We start from the raw sequence: 17360 nt of genomic DNA on the forward strand, positions 1-17360 counted from the left end.
AAAAAATCCTTCCCGTCAGACACAACTATACTCTGTGCTCGGTTAAAGCTATCTCTGAGTACTGTTTCTTATGAAAACACTGTGTCACTGCCTTCTGTCGTTTTGTTTCTGGGCTGCCAGCGTCGTCTGGATAACACCGTTAAGAGCTGCACCATTACCAACCCCTCCTCCCATTAAAATCCCAACCCCCGGAGAAGTGATCGGTTTGCCGGGTCTGAGCCAGATAATGTCAAAGCAATACGCTGGTCAGGTAAAAGTCAGTGACTGCGGCAACTATATATTCTTCTGGTTTTTTGAATCACAATCCTTACCCACTGATCCGGTCGTCGTCTGGCTGAATGGTGGTCCGGGCGCATCCAGCATGATCGGGCTGTTCACGGAAAACGGGCCAATCATGCTGGAAAACAGCGACACGGGAGGGCTGGCCGTAAAAGCCCGTGAGGCCAGCTGGAATAAGAATGCTCATTATCTGGTCATTGACCAGCCCGCAGGCACAGGGCTTTCATTCTCAGCTAAACCAGATAGCTGCCAGCCCACCAATGAAACCGAATCCACCAAACAGCTCTATACGGCATTGCAGCAAATCTTCACTGTGCTGCCCCAGTTCCAGAAAAATCCGCTCTATATCTTTGGTGAATCATTTGCTGGTCACTATATTCCCCACCTGGGCAAATACATCATTGATGCCAATGCCCACATCAGCCTCGACAAGAAACGTCGCACTGTCAATAACGCTATTCATTTGAATTTAAAAGGACTGGGAATTGGTGACGGATGGATTGACCCGGAGTTCCAGACAAAAGGTATGGCAGACTTTGCTTATTTTCAGGGACTCGTAACAGAACCCGGTCGGGATCAATTAAAACAGGTTGAAGATCGATGCACCACTCAGCTCGCCAAATATAATACGCCCGCTTATATGAATGGCACTCAGTCCGTTCCCGCCTCTGTCGCTGACCTGTGTGATGCCGTCATCAACCAGCTGGTTGCCATGACCGGTAAAAATGAATACAACCTTAACCTTGTCCATAAGTACCGGTACGACGACATTTACAAATATCTGAATACGGAATCGGTGCGAGAAGCATTGCATGTATCCACGTCAACCCCTCCCTGGACGATAGTAAACAATAAAATTGGCAGCAGCTTTAAAAACAGGTGAAATGAACTCCACGATTAAGTTCATCGCTGACATCTTAAAAAGTGATTCAGTCAGAATTCTGATTTATGAAGGTGAGAGAGATGGCTGCTGCGGCCCTGCCGGAACCAACCAATGGCTGAATAAAATGCATAAAATGTACTGGCCCGCAGGCAAGTCATTCTTTTATGACTATGAGCCATGGATGATCAATTCAGTCCATCAGGGTGAGTTCCGGACTTTTCCTAAGGGCTCGTCGCTTGGCAAAGCCACATTATCAGAAGTTGTGGTCTATGGCGCAGGGCACTTACTACCCATGGATGAACCCGAAGCAGCTCTTAAGATGCTGAATGACTTTATAGGGGTAGAGCCAAGCATTTAACAGTGCTCCCAATGACTGGCCTGTAGCCAGCTGATACGGTACCAGTGTTGCCCTACTTCTTGGTCTTACCCGAACAATAGAGATTGTGCATAACTTTGGTGCCTATCCATATATGAAGGACAGCTTAAGAAGAGGGCTGATTGTACGAACGGCTCAGGCAGTCATTGAGTTAAAGTTGCTGGCTTGTGCCAGTCTGTTCAAATTTATCGTCAGCAAGACGATTGAACCACTTATTGATATGAACTACCTGAGTCATAGCCATCACCAGTACAGCTATCCCTCTCCTTATGTCCAGACATTTGCTCTCAGCGAAGAATGTAGCATGGTTCCTGTTCCAGGCACTGGAACCGAACTGCACAGAATGGAGTGCTCACCTCAGCAAGAAAGCGAGAATCCTAATGAGTTGTCTGGCAGCACGATTGCCGTGATCGTCATCTACATGCTGCAAAAACTGCGTAGCAGCAATGATTGAATCTGACATTGAAATATCCGACGATAGTGGGCAGGGGAGTAAGCTGAAGAGTGACCTGAAGAGTATCCTGATCAGACCAGGTGTTTAACTCATGTCTAAAAAAACTGTGTCGAAAAATACACTACCGGAAGGAACTGGCTTCAGAGCCATCCTGCAAAGTGCCCTTGCATCAGCCTTCGGAGTGCAGAGCAAAAAAAACCGGGACAGGGATTTTCAAAAAGGAAGACCGGCTGACTTCATTATTGCCGGTATTGTAGGAACTCTGTTGTTTATCACAGCGCTGGTGGTTGTCGTAAACCTTGTGCTGGGTGTATCAGGTTACTGATGGCTGACCCAGAAAATCGCTGTGACCACTACGACCATAATAATGGCAACCGCCGCGATGGCGTCAACGGTACTGTCTTTCATTGTTTTATGACTCGCCATAATTTCTGCTCCCGATTATGTTTTATCCATTCAAGCTAGCCTATCTCAACAAACGAAGCAACAGCAGATGCAATCGTTCAGAGTGATAGCTCAGGTCAATAGTTCAGGTCAATAGCTCAGGGCGCTAGTTCAGAGCGAAGGTTGCGCACCACTACACAGTTATAGCCGTTTAAATATAGTTATATAAATAAATGTTTTTATTACTTCTTCAGGAAAACTGATAAGGTAGCCTCTCCCGCAGCATACTCTCTGGCTACTGAACTCTGGCTACTGAACTCTGAGTACTGCATCAGAATTAAAAAAATAACATCATGTATATATACGACGACTACGACCAGCGTATAGTGGATGAGCGAGTCGATCAGTTCCGGGATCAGACCCGTCGCTATCTCGCCGGTGAAATCACTGAAGATGAATTCCTGCCACTGAGATTACAGAACGGCCTGTATATTCAGCGCTTTGCTCCCATGATGCGGATTGCTATCCCCTATGGGTTGCTCAGTACCCGGCAGGTACGAAAACTGTCTGACATTTCCCGTCGCTATGACAAAGGTTATGTGCATTTCACGACCCGGCAGAATGTCCAGCTGAACTGGCCCAGGCTTGAGGAAGTGCCTGATATTCTTGCTGAGCTGGCTACTGTTCAAATGCATGCAATCCAGACCAGTGGTGCCTGCATACGCAATACCACAACGGACCATTTTGCCGGAATCGCAGCCGATGAAGTGGTTGATCCTCGTCCATGGTGTGAACTTATCCGACAGTGGTCAACTTTCCATCCGGAGTTCGCATTCTTGCCCAGAAAGTTCAAAATTGCCGTTTGTGGTGCTGACGAAGATCGTGCAGCTACGCTGGTACATGACATAGGCGTGCATCTGAGAAAAGACCATCAGGGTAAAGTTAGAATTAATATTCTCGCTGGTGGCGGGCTGGGACGTACGCCGGTCATTGGTGCTTTGATTAAGGAAGACCTTGAACCAGAACAGCTGCTCAATTATCTGGATGCGGCTCTGCGAATCTATAACCGCTATGGCAGGCGTGATAATAAATACAAGGCTCGAATCAAGATTCTTGTTAAAGCGATGACGCCAGAAGTGTTTGCCCGTGAAGTTGAACAAGAGTGGGACCGGATCAAAAAGATAAGTCAGCCACTGAGTCTGAGTGAGATTGAACGAATTGCCAGACACTTTACCAGACCTGACTATGAAGCACTGGCTGATCTCGATTTTAATGACCTTGCCCTGCAGGGTTCACCCGGATTCCAGCGCTGGCTGAAACAAAATGTCTCGGCACACCAGCAGACGGGTTACAGCGCTGTAACGTTAACACTCAAAGCCACTGCTGACGCCCCTGGCGATGTTTCTGCCGAACAGCTGGATGACATTGCCGACCTTGCCGACCGGTTTAGTTTTGGTGAACTGCGTGTCAGCCATGAGCAGAACCTGATTTTTGCTGATGTTCCTCAAACGAAGCTCCCTGAACTCTGGCAGGCACTGGACCGTATTGGGCTGGCAACCCCCAATCGAGGTTTGCTGACAGACGTTATCTGTTGTCCGGGTGGCGATTACTGTGCTTTAGCCAATGCCCGCTCTATTCCTCTGGCGGAAGAAATTCAGCGATATTTTGAAGACCTGGATTACCTGCATGATATCGGTGAACTCGATTTGAATATATCTGGCTGTATGAATGCCTGCGCCCATCACCATGTCGGACACATTGGTATTCTGGGGGTTGATCGCAAAGGTGAAGAGTACTACCAGATCCAGATAGGAGGTTCCGCTACCAGAACAGCCACCCTGGGTAAAATCATAGGCCCTTCATTCAAACGGGAAAAAGTACCTGATGTCATCAGGCAGCTTATGTCCGTTTATCTTGAACAGAGATATGACGGTGAACGTTTTATTGATACCAGCCTGAGGCTGGGGCTGGAACCCTTTAAGGAGAAGGTGTATGGACAGAAAGCTGCTTAAAGATGGCGAGTTTTACCCTGATAACAGCATTGTGTGGCAGCCAGATCTGGTGATAGCTGACGATGTTCAGGACATTCTGGTACCACAAGCTCTCTGGCAGTCACACAAAGAAGACATCCGTCCTCTACGTCCACGAAAGCTGCTGCATATATTACCGGATGACGAGTTAGCAGAAATAGAAGCGGATTTAAGTGAGCTCGACGGGATAGCCATCGAATTTCCCAGCTTTCTAGATGGTCGGGGGTATTCCCATGCCAGAACCCTGCGAGACCATTTGAATTACCGTAAAGAAATCAGGGCTGTCGGTGATGTGCTGGTGGATCAGCTGTTTTTTATGAAGCGCTGTGGTTTCAGCAGCTTTGTATTGAAACCCGGGCAGAATCCGGATGCCGCTGTGAAAGCGCTTAACACCTTCCGGTTCAGCTACCAGCAAGGCAGTGATTCACAGAAGCCGTTGCATCGTATCCGGAAGGGTCTTTAAAGGTTTCTGAAACTCACTACTGGCTACTATGCTCAATACTCAAGCAACGAAAATTAACTCCCTCTAAACTCTCTCTATCTGGTAATGGCGTTTACTGAGCCATTGCCAGAGTCGATATTGGTCCCCACCTCCGGGCTTGTCTCAAGTTGCGCTACTGTTGTATGAGGCGGAAATATCATGGGGAAACTGTACAACTATCGAACAGAAGATCAGGTAGTTCTTGAACTGGATGCAAGCCCCTCAAGGGGGGCCTGCGCAGGAGCGGTATGCCTGTGGCTGCAACAACGTGTACAGGGACAACCGTTGATGACCCCGCCCGATCTGGCAGAAGCTACAGCATTACAGCAAACACTGACGAATCTGGCTCCTGCACTATACGACCAGAGAAATGCTTCGGTGTATATCGCCTACAAATTACATGCCGTAGGTTTGCAAACTGGTGAAGAGATTGGCACCAAAGACTTTATTGACTTGTTTTCCTATGTCTGCCACCGACCCGGACTGTATTACCTGTCTCTGTCTGTTTCCAGCGGAGGGCTTCATGCTGTTGGCTTGCAGGTTCTTGAAAATGACCGGTATTATTTATTTGATCCTGATGACGGACTCAGTGAGTTGTCTTTTGCGGAACTCGTGGAGCACTTCCTTCTTGAGTGTGAAGATGAAGATCAGTTTGCAGCCGTAAAGGTGCTAGCCTGACTCATCACAACCGTCATAGAGTGCAAGGTTGGATGCGGACATAACTAGCCAAGCCTTCTGCAACCCATATCTTCTGCAACAAGTATCCATTAATTGCCGATAAAGATGTTACAAAGATGATTTTTATCTCACGTATGTCCACCTACGTGTATACTGCAAATTATTTCGGCTTACTCGTAGCGGTCATTTATCCGACACTGCTTGTTTAAGTAACCGTTTGATCAAAATTTTTGTGGGCAAGTATAGATGGAAAGTGGTTCTCTGCTCTTTTCCTTTTTTCTGATTTTCAGTGGGGCTGCTGTCCTTGCCTCGGCTGCGTTGTTCACACGGCAGCCACTGATTGTTGCTTACATCGTGCTCGGTGCAGTTTTTGGCCCATATGGTGCCAAACTGGTTACCGATACAGGCCTGCTGAATGATATCGCTCATGTTGGCATTATCTTTCTGCTGTTCCTGCTGGGACTGGATATGCAACCGAGCCATCTCGGACACTTATTGAAAAAGACCGCCACCGTTGGCTTGATCAGTTCGGTGCTTTTTGCTGCCGCCGGGTATTTTATGGGATGTCTGTTTGGCTTTAATCAGACAGAAGCGATTATCTGTGGTGCCACCATGATGTTTTCCAGCACCATTATTGGTATCAAACTGTTACCCACCACTGTGCTACACCATAAACATACCGGTGAGCTGCTGGTCAGCCTGTTACTGTTGCAGGACTTAATGGCGATTCTGGTGTTACTGCTGCTTTATAACTTTGATGGTGGATTCAGTAACAGCCGACTCGATATTTTAATGGCACTGGCAGCCCTGCCCCTTCTGATTGTTTCAGCATTTCTTGCAGTGAAGCTGCTGCTGTTACCTTTGATGGCAAAGTTTGACCGCTTTCACGAATACCTGTTTTTGTTGGCGATTGGCTGGTGTCTTGGTTTTGCAGAACTGGCTCATGCCCTTAATCTCTCTTATGAAATTGGAGCATTTATTGCGGGAATCAGTATTGCAACCAGCCCTATTGCTCAATACATTGCCATTAACCTGAAACCGCTGCGGGACTTCTTTCTGGTCCTGTTCTTTTTCTCCATCGGTGCGAGCTTCAATCTGAGCCTTCTGCCTGATGTGTTTATCCCCGCACTGGCGATGAGTGTTGTCTGCATGCTGATGAAACCGGGGGTCTTCGGCCTGCTTCTCAAGCGGGTCAGTGAAAAGAAATCCACGGCCTGGGAAGTGGGCTTCCGACTGGGTCAAACCAGTGAATTTTCGATCCTGATTGCTGTGCTGGCTACAGGACAACTGCTACTGGGGGAAATAGCTTCTCATGTTATCCAGGCTACTGCCATCATGACGTTGATCTTATCTTCTTATGTCGTTGTGTTCCGGTTTGAGTCGCCCATAGCGATCAATGAAAAGTTGAGAAGAGACTGAAGAAGGGCTGGACTGATATGGATGGGAGAACCGCTTGTCCATCAGCAATACTGAAGCCAGTATTGCTGATGGCTGTTAATCACCAGCTGAAATTTTTGCAAGCTTCATCTACTGTCTTGCCAGACCAGTCTTTAAACAGCCTGTGAGCCACGGAAGCTTCTTTAGTCAGAATCATTGGGCGATTATTGGCCTCCTCGTTAGTACCAAGAGCAATGTCTCCATTACCGTGAGCCAGATTGATCACCAGGTCATTATCGCCTTCCGGGAAGTCAATAGTCAGAATGCCGTCGTTGATGGCCCACGGAAGAGTCATCGTTTCACCGCACTCTTCTATTTCAACATTATGCTCAATACTGTCAAATGTCAGGGTGGCAAACATTGGTACAGGGATAGAGCTGGTGCTGTCGTCGTCAATGACGTGCCAGGTTTTACCGAGCAGCTTATCTTCACTCCAACCCTGCTTTTCAGTGCCAAAATCAGTGATAGACCAGACTGACATATCGCCATTGGAAGGCACGGTAAACATAAATTCAGGGGAGGTATAGATGACCTGATCCCAGTTTTTCAAATTACCATCTGCATCAAATTCGTAAGGTCTTTCGCCGTCTTTTTCGTTGAAGTAGGTACGAGTCGCCGGATCAAACTCAAACAGCTCAATGCCTTCATCTTTAAAGAAAGAACCATTCAGGCTAGCCAGATAACGGCTTTTCTTTTCGTCGTCATAACCTTCGATAAAGTCACGAGGCGTAGCGATTCGTGGATAATCCAGAACATCGCCATCTTTAACTTCGAGATGTATCTGATCCAAATCCAGTTCGGAATCAATATGATCAATTTGCTCATTAATCAGTGTCGCCAGCTCTAACAGCTCGTTGTTACCCTCAAAGTCAGAAGACAGCTGGTTAGCCATGGTTCTGGCTACCAGATGTACACGACTACTCTGTTCATTGACGGAAGCAACATAGTCGCCGCGTACCAGCTCCTGATCCAGATTAATGGCACTGGCAACATCTTCCAGAGAGAGTTCCTCACTGGCTGCCATTGTTGTGAACGGTGTAATAACACTGGCACCTTCCGCTGAACGCATTTCATAACTGCGGCCAACAAAACCAACGGTATCACTATCAAAAGTTTCACCAGCAATTACCCTGGCAATAATCGTATTCTCGCTGAACTTATCTGGAATAGAGATAAAACCATTTTTGTCAGTTTGGCCAATGACAACACATTCATCATCAGTTTGAGCGCACACTTCTGCATTGTGGAGATAACCATCAATAACACGAATTCTGTTTGCCGTATTCCCACTATCACTGCTGGAACTACTACCACTATTACAACCTGCAATAGCTCCGGCAATCATTGTTGCTAGAGCAATTTTTTTCAGTTCCATATATTTTCACAAATTCTGAGAGGGGCAAAAACAAAATCTACGGAGTAAGTAAAATCAGTCTGCGACTGCTTTATCTTACACAGTAATCACAGCTGGCATAGCTTACAAAATACAAACAACCAGCCACTTGATACAGATCAATTCCTGAATAGAAATCTGGGAATCTTACTGATAATTCAGACAGTTACACTACCCTAAGCTGCCGTGTAGATGCGATTGTTAGATATTTTGATTTCTGCAATATAAACAGTAAGTTTTCAAATCGTCCTGGTGATCGTTAAAATTTTCTGAAAAGGAAAACGAGCCATTGCTGAAATGGCTCGAAATGAACGACACGGGATCAGTGGAACCGTTCAGAAGAGAGGCGTTCCCACCATTTCAACAGGGTATTGTCCAGCGCATGATGAGCAGCGAGTCCAAGCTTTTCCGGTAAGCCTTTCTTCATGCTGTATGCAACATGGATGATATCTGCGCTATCGACCTGATCATAGATATACTGGTCACTGGTTTTGATTTCATCGACCAGATTTTTATCAATGGCTTTCTGGCCATACCAGATTTCACCGGTTGCCACGTCTTCAATAGTGACCTCATCCCGGGAAGATTTAACAAAATCCTTAAACAGTTCATGGGTATCTTCCATATCCTGTTTGAACTTCTCCCTGCCTTTTTCTGTGTTTTCACCCAGAACGGTTAGTGTGCGTTTGTACTCGCCGGCAGTATGGAGTTCAATATCGACATCGTGCTTTTTGAGAAGCCGGTGGACATTGGGCAGTTGAGCCATTACACCGATGGAGCCAATAACAGCGAACGGGGCAGCCAGAATTTTATCGGCAGTGCATGCCATCATATAGCCACCACTGGCGGCAACTTTATCGACAGCAATGGTCAGCCTGATCCCTTTATCGCGAATACGCTGAAGCTGAGAAGCAGCCAGGCCATAGGAATGGACAAGCCCTCCTCCGCTTTCAAGACGGATCAATACTTCATCTTCGGCTCTGGCAATGCCAAGCACAGCGGTGATTTCTTCACGCAGTGAAGAGGTTGCGCTAGCCTTGATATCCCCATGGAAATCCAGAACAAACAGTCGTGGTTTAGCCACTTCTTCTTTCTGACTGGATTTCTTTTTAGCGGCTTTTTCAGCTTTGGCTTTCTTCTTTTTATCTTTTGCCTGCTGTTTCAGCTGCTCGGCAGTTAGCAGAGAGTGTTCAAGCCCCTCTCTGAGTTCCTTGTAGTGATCGTTCAGCTTATCAATTTCAAGATGTCCCTTTCTGGCCTTTTTGGCCTTTGAGCCAACAGCCGTGACAACCACAATCATAATCACCAGTGCCGCAATCACCGTTAATGCTTTGGCCAGAAACAAACCGTACTCTGCCAGATACTCCAAGTGAGCCTCCATTCAATAAAATCTGTTACAGGGGGATAGCATAACTGATTTAAACGCAGCCTTCCTGATAAATACCGACGATGTAAGGAATGATGCATGCAACCCTCAATTGCCTGAAAAGCTGAAAGCGGCTGCGCTAGCAGCCAACAATATTTCAGGACTGTCGATTCACTCAAAAGTGGGTTTGTGGGATTTCCTAAATCTAACAATTATGATTGTATAAATTTATTGATCAGTTTTCGGGCAATGGTAAAGCCTGGCGGGACAGGAGGCAGATTGTCGAGCTCAAACCAGTCACCCTCGCACAACTCTTTACTATCCAGCTGAAGCTCACCCGACTCATACTCGGCATGGAATCCCAGCATCAGGGAGTGTGGAAATGGCCAGTTCTGGCTGAAACAGTATTCGGGATTCTTAACCTTGATTCCCGTTTCTTCCAGAACCTCTCTGATCACCCCTTCTTCTGCACTCTCTCCGGGCTCAATAAAACCAGCAACGGTGGTAAATACAGGGTTATCACGAACATGGCGATTATGCATGACCAGCAGGACTTCTGGCCCACGATGGACAAGCACAATAATGCAGGGGGAGATTCTGGGATAGTAATGGGCTCTGCAACGACTGCAAACCATCGCCCACTCCCCTGTCTTGCCTTCGCAATCGCTTCCACAGCGACCACAATAACGATGATCCCTTTCGGCGGTAAGAATCTGCAGGCCATGACTGAGCAAAAGTGTCAGCCCCTCATTCTGCAGAGCAAGTACCGACCTGACCGGTGTCTGGTCGGCTTCGGGAACATCTTTCTGGAATGTTACTGCCACCGGCTTACCGTCAAAATGCCCGATCACGACATCATTACATTCACTGAACAGCTGGTTATCGCGCCAGAGCCACTGGTCAGGTTCGGGATGAAACACGCAGCCTTTGCCCACCACCAGCCACAGTTCAGGTTGCAGGTCAGGGTTGCGGCCCATAAGAGGTTTATACATTTGCGTCATAACTAGCCATGATTCATCAAACTGGTTTGTCTGGTTCGATGATAAACCAGTTTTTACTGAAAGCAGGAATCTTCGTCTCCTCATTTCAAAGGTTCGCCTTCCCAGCCGATGACTTCTGTTAGTTATCCACCATGGATCAGAAACATGGATAAAGGCACTCCTCTGTCATTCAGCCATCGCTATTTTTCCGCCACCAGTCGGGTGTTTCTTGGTAATACCGCACTCTGGTATAAACAGGCCATTCTTTTCTTTCTTCTGATCAACCCGATACTGATCTTTACGGTCGGCCCTGCCATTACCGCCTGGATACTGGTGCTCGAATTTATCTTTACGCTGGCCATGGCACTGAAATGCTACCCTTTGCAGCCGGGCGGGCTTCTGGTGCTGGAAGCATTACTGCTTGGTTTAACCGATGTAGAAACGGTCAGGGCTGAAGTTTTTAACAACTTCTCAGTGATCATGTTGCTGATGTTTATGGTGGCAGGCATTTACTACATGAAACATCTGTTGATGTTCGTGTTCACCCGCATTCTGTTATCGGTTCAGTCGAAAACCCTTTTGTCCCTGCTTTTCACTGTGGTCGCTGCCCTGCTTTCTGCTTTTCTGGACGCTTTAACGGTGACCGCAGTACTGATCAGTGTCGGTGTGGGCTTTTATACGGTCTACCACCGGGTCGCTTCCGGCAAAAAGCTTCATGGAAAACACGATCACCATACTGATGAACAGATTAAAGCGCATCATCTGGAAGACCTGATTCAGTTTCGTGCCTTCCTGCGTAGCCTGCTGATGCACAGTGCCGTAGGCACAGCACTTGGCGGAGCCTGCACAATGGTTGGGGAGCCCCAGAATTTATTGATTGCCGAACAGGCTGGCTGGTCGTTTAACGAATTTGTCATGATGATGGCGCCGGTCACCTTCCCGGTGTTTATCGCCGGTCTGTTCACCTGCGTTTTTGTTGAGAAAACCCGTATCTGTGGTTACGGTGCAACCCTTCCGGACAATGTCCGTCTGGTTCTCAACGATTTCCATGACCATGAAAACAAAAAACGTACCGATAAAGACCGGGTCAAGCTGTGGATACAGGCTCTTGTTGCCCTGATACTGGTCATTTCCCTGTCGCTGCATCTTGCCGAAGTGGGCCTGATCGGTTTAATGGTGATTATCCTGGTCACCAGCGGCACCGGCATTATTGAAGAACACCAACTGGGCAAAGCCTTTGAAGAAGCCATGCCATTTACCGCCCTGCTGGTCGTTTTCTTCGGCATTGTCGCCGTTATTGAGAGCCAGCACCTGTTTACACCGCTTATTCACCGGGTGCTGCAGATGGAGGAAAGCGCCCAGACGGGGATGTTCTTCATTGCCAATGGCCTGTTGTCGGTGATCAGCGACAACGTCTTTGTGGCAACGATTTACATTAACGAAGTGAAAGAGGCGTTTGATAACGGACTGATGAGCCGGGCTCATTTTGAAAAGCTGGCCATCGCCATCAATACAGGCACCAACCTTCCCAGTGTGGCAACCCCTAATGGTCAGGCCGCCTTTCTGTTCCTGCTCACCTCTACCCTTGCCCCGCTGTTAAGGCTGTCTTATGGAAAAATGGTCGTGATGGCCCTGCCCTATACCATTGTGCTGAGCATTGTCGGTTATTTCACTGTTATCCGGGTTTAAAAATAGTCATTTGTCGTTCCCGCGTGCGAACAGTGTATCCCCGCCTGCGCGGGGATGACGATAAGGGCGGGGATGACGGTAAGCTGGAAATTAAAGAAGAGAGGTGTCCTGACCAATCTTTTCCTGCTTCTCTCGATGCAACTGCATCTCTTCAGCCGTTGGTTGGATCACCCGGGTCAGAGGGCGCCCTTCAGGCAGGCGGCGAATGGTTGACCCGTCCACATCGTCACCACCAATTCCTCCGAGTAACAGCGATGTCTGTCCACCGGTCATGGCAAGATAGACTTCCGCCAGAATCTCGGAGTCAAGCAATGCCCCGTGAAACACCCGGGAAGAGTTATCAATAAAATACCGTTTGCACAGGGCATCCAGGTTATTTTTCTGTCCCGGATGCTTTTTACGCGCCAGTTCCAGGCTGTCGGTGATGGCGCAGTAGTCTTCAACCTTACCCAGACCCCGCCTGAGCAGTTTGAGTTCATGGTTGAGGAAGTTTACGTCAAAGGTGGCGTTATGGGCGATCATCTCTGAGTCTTTGATGAAGGTCAGAAAATCATCCGCTACTTCATTAAACAGTGGTTTGTCTTTTACAAACTCATTGGTGATACCGTGTACGGCAATAACCTCCGCATCCATCTCTCTTTCAGGGTTGATGTAAACATGGAACGTATTGCCCGTCAGTTTACGGTCGATCATTTCGACACAACCGATTTCAACGATCCGGTGACCACTTTTGGGATCAATACCCGTGGTTTCCGTATCCATAACAATCTGTCTTGCTGCCACTATATTGTCCTGTGAGAAAGTAGTCCTGTGAGAAAGCCCTGTGAGCTATAGCTCCCTTAATATAAGCTTCCTGATTATATCAACCAACGTCAGAGAATTCGCCAGTGTTTGTCTCAGGTTTGCTGCGGGTGGTGGCAAGACCCTTTATGAGTTCTGCATCTATGCAGGATTCCCTCTGGACCGAATCGAAATTTTCTGCCCATAGGAAGCCCGGGTTAATGCCTGAACGGCAGAACGCCCTCCCCGACTGACAAACTCTTCTCTCTGATAACGAACATGACCGAGTGACTGCATAATGCAGCTGAACCCGGTCAGATAACTGGTTCGGTTTTTCTCATTTTCAAAAAGAGCGGCGCGCTGATCAGCCAGTGTCGTACAGGCTGCAGGGTCTTTCGGAAGTTCTGATAAACCGACGCCCAGCTTCCTGCACAACGCCTGGTTTAAAAACATCTCAGCTTCATCCAGTATATTCAGGGATGCCCGGGCATAGTTATCATGCCCCGTGTAGTCCCGGGCCAGATCGGGTTGTTTCTGTACCCGAATCAATGTCCATGCACACTCTTCATAAATTCGCTCAATCCCGGGCTTTTTATCGTACTTAGTTTGGAGTTTTTCCAATATCTCCAGCTCTTCAAAAGGATCATAGAGAGACATTGCAATATTTTTCATCTCTCTGTGAATTTCTTCAGGCCAGTATTGAGGCAGCAATGCAGTCTCACGATTTGATGCCCTGCCAGTGGTTTCTTCTGCCTGTTTCCGGGATTCAGACGACGGTCGTCCGGATGATGATGACGACGGAGTTGTTGCAGCCGCTTCCGCAAAGGAAGGAGTGGATGGTTCTGCAATACTTGAAGGCTCTTTAGTTGTCACAGCAGGAGTAGTTGCAGCAGGAGCCTGTTTACTTCGATGACTTCTCTGAGACTTTTTACTGGTTTTCTTTTTTTGTTTTTGCCGGTTTTAACTGCCTTTCCGGCAGCCAGTCAGGGTCAATCCCCTGTGCATTCAGTCTGGCTGCAACCTCTGGGGGAAGTAAAGACAGGTTCTGTAAATTCTTTATATCTTCACTTTTGGCCTGATAGGCGCGCTGGGATGCTTCTACGATGTCCAGAGCAGGGTTCGGCAGAAAAGTACGGAAAAAATCAACCGCATGGGAAATTGCATCAGCGGCTGCAGCATAGTTACCCCTTGAACAATAAATGTCAGCAGCAACTTTAAAGAGCGAATAAAAATCGCCTGTTGACCGGTTGGCAGCTTCCAGATAGCAATCGGTTGCCTTATCCCTTGGGAAAATATCAGAAAAGGGCTGCATCTGGTGCATAAGTCCTTTGTAGTACCACAGCAACCCCTGATAATAAGGCGAGAAGGATGTTTCAGAAGCGAACCGCTCAGACAACAACTTGTTTAACGCTCTAACTTGTTTTATCCGCTCATTATCATAAACAGTTTCACTTTCATTAATGCGTTTTCTTATAGCCGCTATTTTCCCTTTGGTTCGTAGCTCATGAACTCTTACGGAGACATTGTTTGGCTTAACTCTGGCATCTTTCTCAATAGCCGTTGTAGCGTGTTCGATTGAACTGCGCCTAACAATGGATGACATGATCTCCAGCACGAGTACTTCATAGACTCCCCATAACGGTTTAATCAGGTCAGTGGCAGTACAATCTCCTCCCAGCCGACTGACAAAGAAAGGGAAAGAAGTATCATGACCGGGAAAGTCGGATAACGCACTGCTGCACTTTGTAAGAAACCAGGGCAGCAGGAGGTACCGAAACTGGTCATCACTGTCGCTGTTTATATTTCTGGCTATCCGGATAAGTTCAGGTGTTGGCTCTTTCAGTTTCGGAAGCAGATCCAGCAACCCGAAAGAAAGCGGATCACACATCATCAGCAATATAGTGTCTACAGGCTTTCTATCAATTTTTGTTTTCTCTTCATTCAGATAAGCTCCCCGGTACACTCTGTTGATAAGAGTATACTGGCTGTCACTATCCTGCAGCTCGCCCGGGTACACCGAACACTGGAACCCTTTTACGAAACCCTGTTTTATAAGATGCAATAACCAGACACCCATATAATCATCCAGACTTGCAAGTTTCATACAGCCTCCAAAAATGCGAAGCATATCGACATCTTCATCGCTCCCGGCATTAACCACCCCCTGTATGGTCTGCCAGCGGAATAATAATTCGCTGATCGCTTCAGGAGCAGACTGAGCCACTCTTGTCACCAGCCGGAAGGCTTTTTCCTCATCATCAGGCAACATCGTAGTCGCCAGAAAGAGCAGAGCCCTGGCGTGCTCCGGGCTCTGCTGAATAAAACTGTCAAGCGCCGAATCGGCAAGATCGTCATGAATGGTAAGCTCAGGCTTAAACCACTTAAACAGGCGGTTCATCAGTGCATCTACATCGGATCTTAAACAGTGCCTTCCCTTTTCACGAATAAAATCCATGAACTGTGTGACAGGCTCTTGCTCTGTCGCGGAAGCAGATGGATAAGTTGCAACCAGACGCGCCTCAATGACAGGGGAGTCTGGGCGGACGGAGTCCGATGGGGGAAGGCTCGTTGAAGCCGTTGTTTCCGATGTCTTTTCAAGCTGACGGTTCAGGCCAGTAGCCGTTTCTTTAGTCGTCGATGAAGGTTTGGAAGTGTCGGAACGTGGTGGCTGAAGAGGGGTCGGCTGATCTTTAGGGTCGATATCCATAAGGAGTTTCCATTATTTAATGAACTATCGTGTAATGAGCGAGTCTCAACAGCCTTAAATATCTATATCGCTCATCATGACAATTCTGAAACTCCTCAGGCATCTTTGCTCAGGAACCTGACTGGTTCTTTATTTCCTCAGCACCTCGACACGCCAGCTCATCAGCCATTTCGTTTTCACGGTGACCGGCGTGTCCTTTGACCCACTGCCAGTCCACATCGTGACGCTGGTTCTGGATATCAAGCCGCTGCCACAGATCCTGGTTTTTTACCGGCTTACCCGCAGCGGTTTTCCAGTTCTTGCGTTTCCAGCCCTCTATCCATTTGGTAATACCGTCCCGGACATAAATCGAGTCGGTGGTAATACGCACTTTACAGGGACGGGTCAGGGTTTCCAGACCTACAATGGCGGCCATTAACTCCATACGGTTATTGGTGGTATTGTCTTCACCACCGTATAAACCTTTTTCTGCACTGCCATAACGCAAAACCACTCCCCAGCCACCCGGGCCGGGATTACCTTTACAGGCACCATCGGTAAACAGCTCAACGAGCTTACTCAAACTATCTCTCCAGATTATTTAACAGATTATGACCAGCGCAAAAGCTCAGGATTCTCTACCTGCACTCCCGCCAACACAGGAACTGGTACCGGCAATCGGGTTACTGGCAAAACGACGCCTTACTTCTGACCAGGCCGGACGAATCGGCGTCATGCCAGGCGTTTCACGGGTCGCCACCATCATGTAAAACCCACCCATAGGCAGGTTCCACTGTCGGCAGCGCTGTTCCACCAGCTCCCGGGTCAACCCTTTGGAATGCCGGTCCAGTGGGTGCATATAAGCACCGTAGTTGATTTTCTCAACATTGAAACCCAGCAGGGTCAACCAGTCCCGCATGCGTCCGGGGCTGATAAGGTGTACCCCCTGAAACAGCTGACGATGCTTTGGTGAAACCCAGCGCCAGTAGTTAAGCAGGCTTTTGGGGTTGAAACCGATAACCAGCAGTTTTCCACCGGGAATAATGGTGCGTGCCGCTTCACTGAGCAACCGGTGCGGCCGTTCAGAAAACTCCACAACATGATGCAATAACACCAGATCCAGAGTTCCGGGACTGACAGGCCAGTGAATCGGATCAGCAAGCACAAGGCTGTCACAGTCCGGACAGCTGGCATCGTCCAGAACCCGGGCTAATTCCATGGAAGAGGCCATGGAAGGGTTCAACAGGCTGATATGATTAATCTGACTGGTAGTCAGCAGGCCTGCGCCGGGAGCGATGGTCATCTGGCAGGCATGATACCCGAAGATATAGTGGAGTTCCTGTTCAAGTTGTCGTCTTTCTGCCTTAAGCAGATAGTCTCCTTCGCCACTTTGCAGCCAACGATGCAGTGCCAGTAACCGTTCATTAAAGCTTGTTTTTTCTGCACGTTTAAACCTAAGCATCA

The 17360-nt window shown here is 47.9% G+C and carries 17 protein-coding genes; 9 read left to right on the forward strand and 8 right to left on the reverse strand.

Translation table 11 applies throughout. The features are described 5' to 3' along the window. The first annotated feature begins 70 nt into the window (after positions 1-70). From V5J35_RS23565 to V5J35_RS23600, 8 genes are all read left to right on the forward strand, one after another. On the forward strand, positions 71-1162 hold the full coding sequence (locus tag V5J35_RS23565; protein ID WP_354016522.1) for a S10 family serine carboxypeptidase-like protein: 1092 nt from the start codon (positions 71-73) through the stop codon (positions 1160-1162). Then, positions 1137-1520 carry a S10 family serine carboxypeptidase-like protein gene (locus V5J35_RS23570; RefSeq protein ID WP_354016523.1) on the forward strand — a complete coding sequence of 128 codons (384 nt, stop codon included), beginning with the start codon at positions 1137-1139 and terminating at the stop codon, positions 1518-1520. Before V5J35_RS23565 ends, V5J35_RS23570 begins: the two co-directional genes overlap by 26 nt. Before the next feature lie 112 nt (positions 1521-1632). After that, positions 1633-1992, forward strand: a complete 360-nt coding sequence (locus V5J35_RS23575; protein ID WP_354009465.1) for a hypothetical protein — start codon at positions 1633-1635, stop codon at positions 1990-1992. A gap of 91 nt (positions 1993-2083) precedes the next feature. Beyond that, on the forward strand, positions 2084-2317 hold the full coding sequence (locus V5J35_RS23580; protein ID WP_354009466.1) for a DUF2970 domain-containing protein: 234 nt from the start codon (positions 2084-2086) through the stop codon (positions 2315-2317). Positions 2318-2729: 412 nt separating this feature from the next. Continuing rightward, positions 2730-4388, forward strand: a complete 1659-nt coding sequence (locus tag V5J35_RS23585) for a nitrite/sulfite reductase (protein ID WP_354009467.1) — start codon at positions 2730-2732, stop codon at positions 4386-4388. Further along, a complete protein-coding gene (locus V5J35_RS23590; protein ID WP_354009468.1) occupies positions 4369-4869 on the forward strand; it encodes a DUF934 domain-containing protein in 501 nt (166 codons plus the stop codon). Before V5J35_RS23585 ends, V5J35_RS23590 begins: the two co-directional genes overlap by 20 nt. A gap of 177 nt (positions 4870-5046) precedes the next feature. After that, positions 5047-5565, forward strand: coding sequence for a PLC family EF-hand domain-containing protein (locus V5J35_RS23595; protein WP_354009469.1), 519 nt, complete (start codon positions 5047-5049; stop codon positions 5563-5565). Between the two features lie 246 nt (positions 5566-5811). Beyond that, positions 5812-6984, forward strand: coding sequence for a cation:proton antiporter (locus tag V5J35_RS23600; protein WP_354009470.1), 1173 nt, complete (start codon positions 5812-5814; stop codon positions 6982-6984). 79 nt (positions 6985-7063) lie between these two features. Here the strand turns inward: V5J35_RS23600 and V5J35_RS23605 are convergent, their stop codons facing one another. From V5J35_RS23605 to nudC, 3 genes are all read right to left on the reverse strand, one after another. Continuing rightward, positions 7064-8377 (reverse strand): hypothetical protein, encoded by a 1314-nt coding sequence (locus tag V5J35_RS23605; RefSeq protein WP_354009471.1) that lies wholly within the window; start codon positions 8375-8377, stop codon positions 7064-7066. A gap of 340 nt (positions 8378-8717) precedes the next feature. Next, entirely contained in the window at positions 8718-9776 is a 1059-nt protein-coding gene (gene sohB / locus V5J35_RS23610; protein ID WP_354009472.1) for a protease SohB, read from the reverse strand. Positions 9777-9973: 197 nt separating this feature from the next. Continuing rightward, a complete protein-coding gene (gene nudC / locus V5J35_RS23615; protein WP_354009473.1) occupies positions 9974-10753 on the reverse strand; it encodes an NAD(+) diphosphatase in 780 nt (259 codons plus the stop codon). Between the two features lie 153 nt (positions 10754-10906). On the opposite strand from nudC, the gene nhaB reads away from it, so the two are divergent. Beyond that, a complete protein-coding gene (gene nhaB / locus V5J35_RS23620) occupies positions 10907-12430 on the forward strand; it encodes a sodium/proton antiporter NhaB (protein WP_354009474.1) in 1524 nt (507 codons plus the stop codon). Between the two features lie 90 nt (positions 12431-12520). On the opposite strand, the gene dnaQ is transcribed toward nhaB, so the two are convergent. The 5 genes from dnaQ to V5J35_RS23645 form a co-directional block, all read right to left on the reverse strand. Beyond that, on the reverse strand, positions 12521-13213 hold the full coding sequence (dnaQ, locus tag V5J35_RS23625; protein WP_354009475.1) for a DNA polymerase III subunit epsilon: 693 nt from the start codon (positions 13211-13213) through the stop codon (positions 12521-12523). Between the two features lie 159 nt (positions 13214-13372). Then, entirely contained in the window at positions 13373-14083 is a 711-nt protein-coding gene (locus V5J35_RS23630; RefSeq protein ID WP_354016524.1) for a hypothetical protein, read from the reverse strand. Between the two features lie 55 nt (positions 14084-14138). Next, positions 14139-15917 (reverse strand): hypothetical protein, encoded by a 1779-nt coding sequence (locus tag V5J35_RS23635; RefSeq protein WP_354016525.1) that lies wholly within the window; start codon positions 15915-15917, stop codon positions 14139-14141. A 109-nt stretch (positions 15918-16026) separates the two neighbouring features. Next, positions 16027-16479: a ribonuclease HI gene (gene rnhA / locus V5J35_RS23640; protein ID WP_354009477.1), complete on the reverse strand. Its 453-nt coding sequence runs from the start codon at positions 16477-16479 to the stop codon at positions 16027-16029. A 45-nt stretch (positions 16480-16524) separates the two neighbouring features. Further along, on the reverse strand, positions 16525-17358 hold the full coding sequence (locus V5J35_RS23645) for a class I SAM-dependent methyltransferase (RefSeq protein ID WP_354009478.1): 834 nt from the start codon (positions 17356-17358) through the stop codon (positions 16525-16527). Positions 17359-17360: the final 2 nt, after the last annotated feature.

The organism is Endozoicomonas sp. NE40 (assembly GCF_040549045.1).
Classification (GTDB): domain Bacteria; phylum Pseudomonadota; class Gammaproteobacteria; order Pseudomonadales; family Endozoicomonadaceae; genus Endozoicomonas_A; species Endozoicomonas_A lisbonensis.

Bases quoted from the DNA above. Each gene is read 5' to 3' on its own strand.
- V5J35_RS23565 (WP_354016522.1), top strand. From the start codon at position 71: ATGAAAACACTGTGTCACTGCCTTCTGTCGTTTTGTTTCTGGGCTGCC.
- V5J35_RS23575 (WP_354009465.1), top strand. From the start codon at position 1,633: ATGAAGGACAGCTTAAGAAGAGGGCTGATTGTACGAACGGCTCAGGCA.
- V5J35_RS23580 (WP_354009466.1), top strand. From the start codon at position 2,084: ATGTCTAAAAAAACTGTGTCGAAAAATACACTACCGGAAGGAACTGGC.
- V5J35_RS23585 (WP_354009467.1), top strand. From the start codon at position 2,730: ATGTATATATACGACGACTACGACCAGCGTATAGTGGATGAGCGAGTC.
- V5J35_RS23590 (WP_354009468.1), top strand. From the start codon at position 4,369: ATGGACAGAAAGCTGCTTAAAGATGGCGAGTTTTACCCTGATAACAGC.
- V5J35_RS23595 (WP_354009469.1), top strand. From the start codon at position 5,047: ATGGGGAAACTGTACAACTATCGAACAGAAGATCAGGTAGTTCTTGAA.
- V5J35_RS23600 (WP_354009470.1), top strand. From the start codon at position 5,812: ATGGAAAGTGGTTCTCTGCTCTTTTCCTTTTTTCTGATTTTCAGTGGG.
- V5J35_RS23605 (WP_354009471.1), bottom strand. From the start codon at position 8,377: ATGGAACTGAAAAAAATTGCTCTAGCAACAATGATTGCCGGAGCTATT.
- sohB (WP_354009472.1), bottom strand. From the start codon at position 9,776: ATGGAGGCTCACTTGGAGTATCTGGCAGAGTACGGTTTGTTTCTGGCC.
- nudC (WP_354009473.1), bottom strand. From the start codon at position 10,753: ATGTATAAACCTCTTATGGGCCGCAACCCTGACCTGCAACCTGAACTG.
- nhaB (WP_354009474.1), top strand. From the start codon at position 10,907: ATGGATAAAGGCACTCCTCTGTCATTCAGCCATCGCTATTTTTCCGCC.
- V5J35_RS23635 (WP_354016525.1), bottom strand. From the start codon at position 15,917: ATGGATATCGACCCTAAAGATCAGCCGACCCCTCTTCAGCCACCACGT.
- V5J35_RS23645 (WP_354009478.1), bottom strand. From the start codon at position 17,358: ATGCTTAGGTTTAAACGTGCAGAAAAAACAAGCTTTAATGAACGGTTA.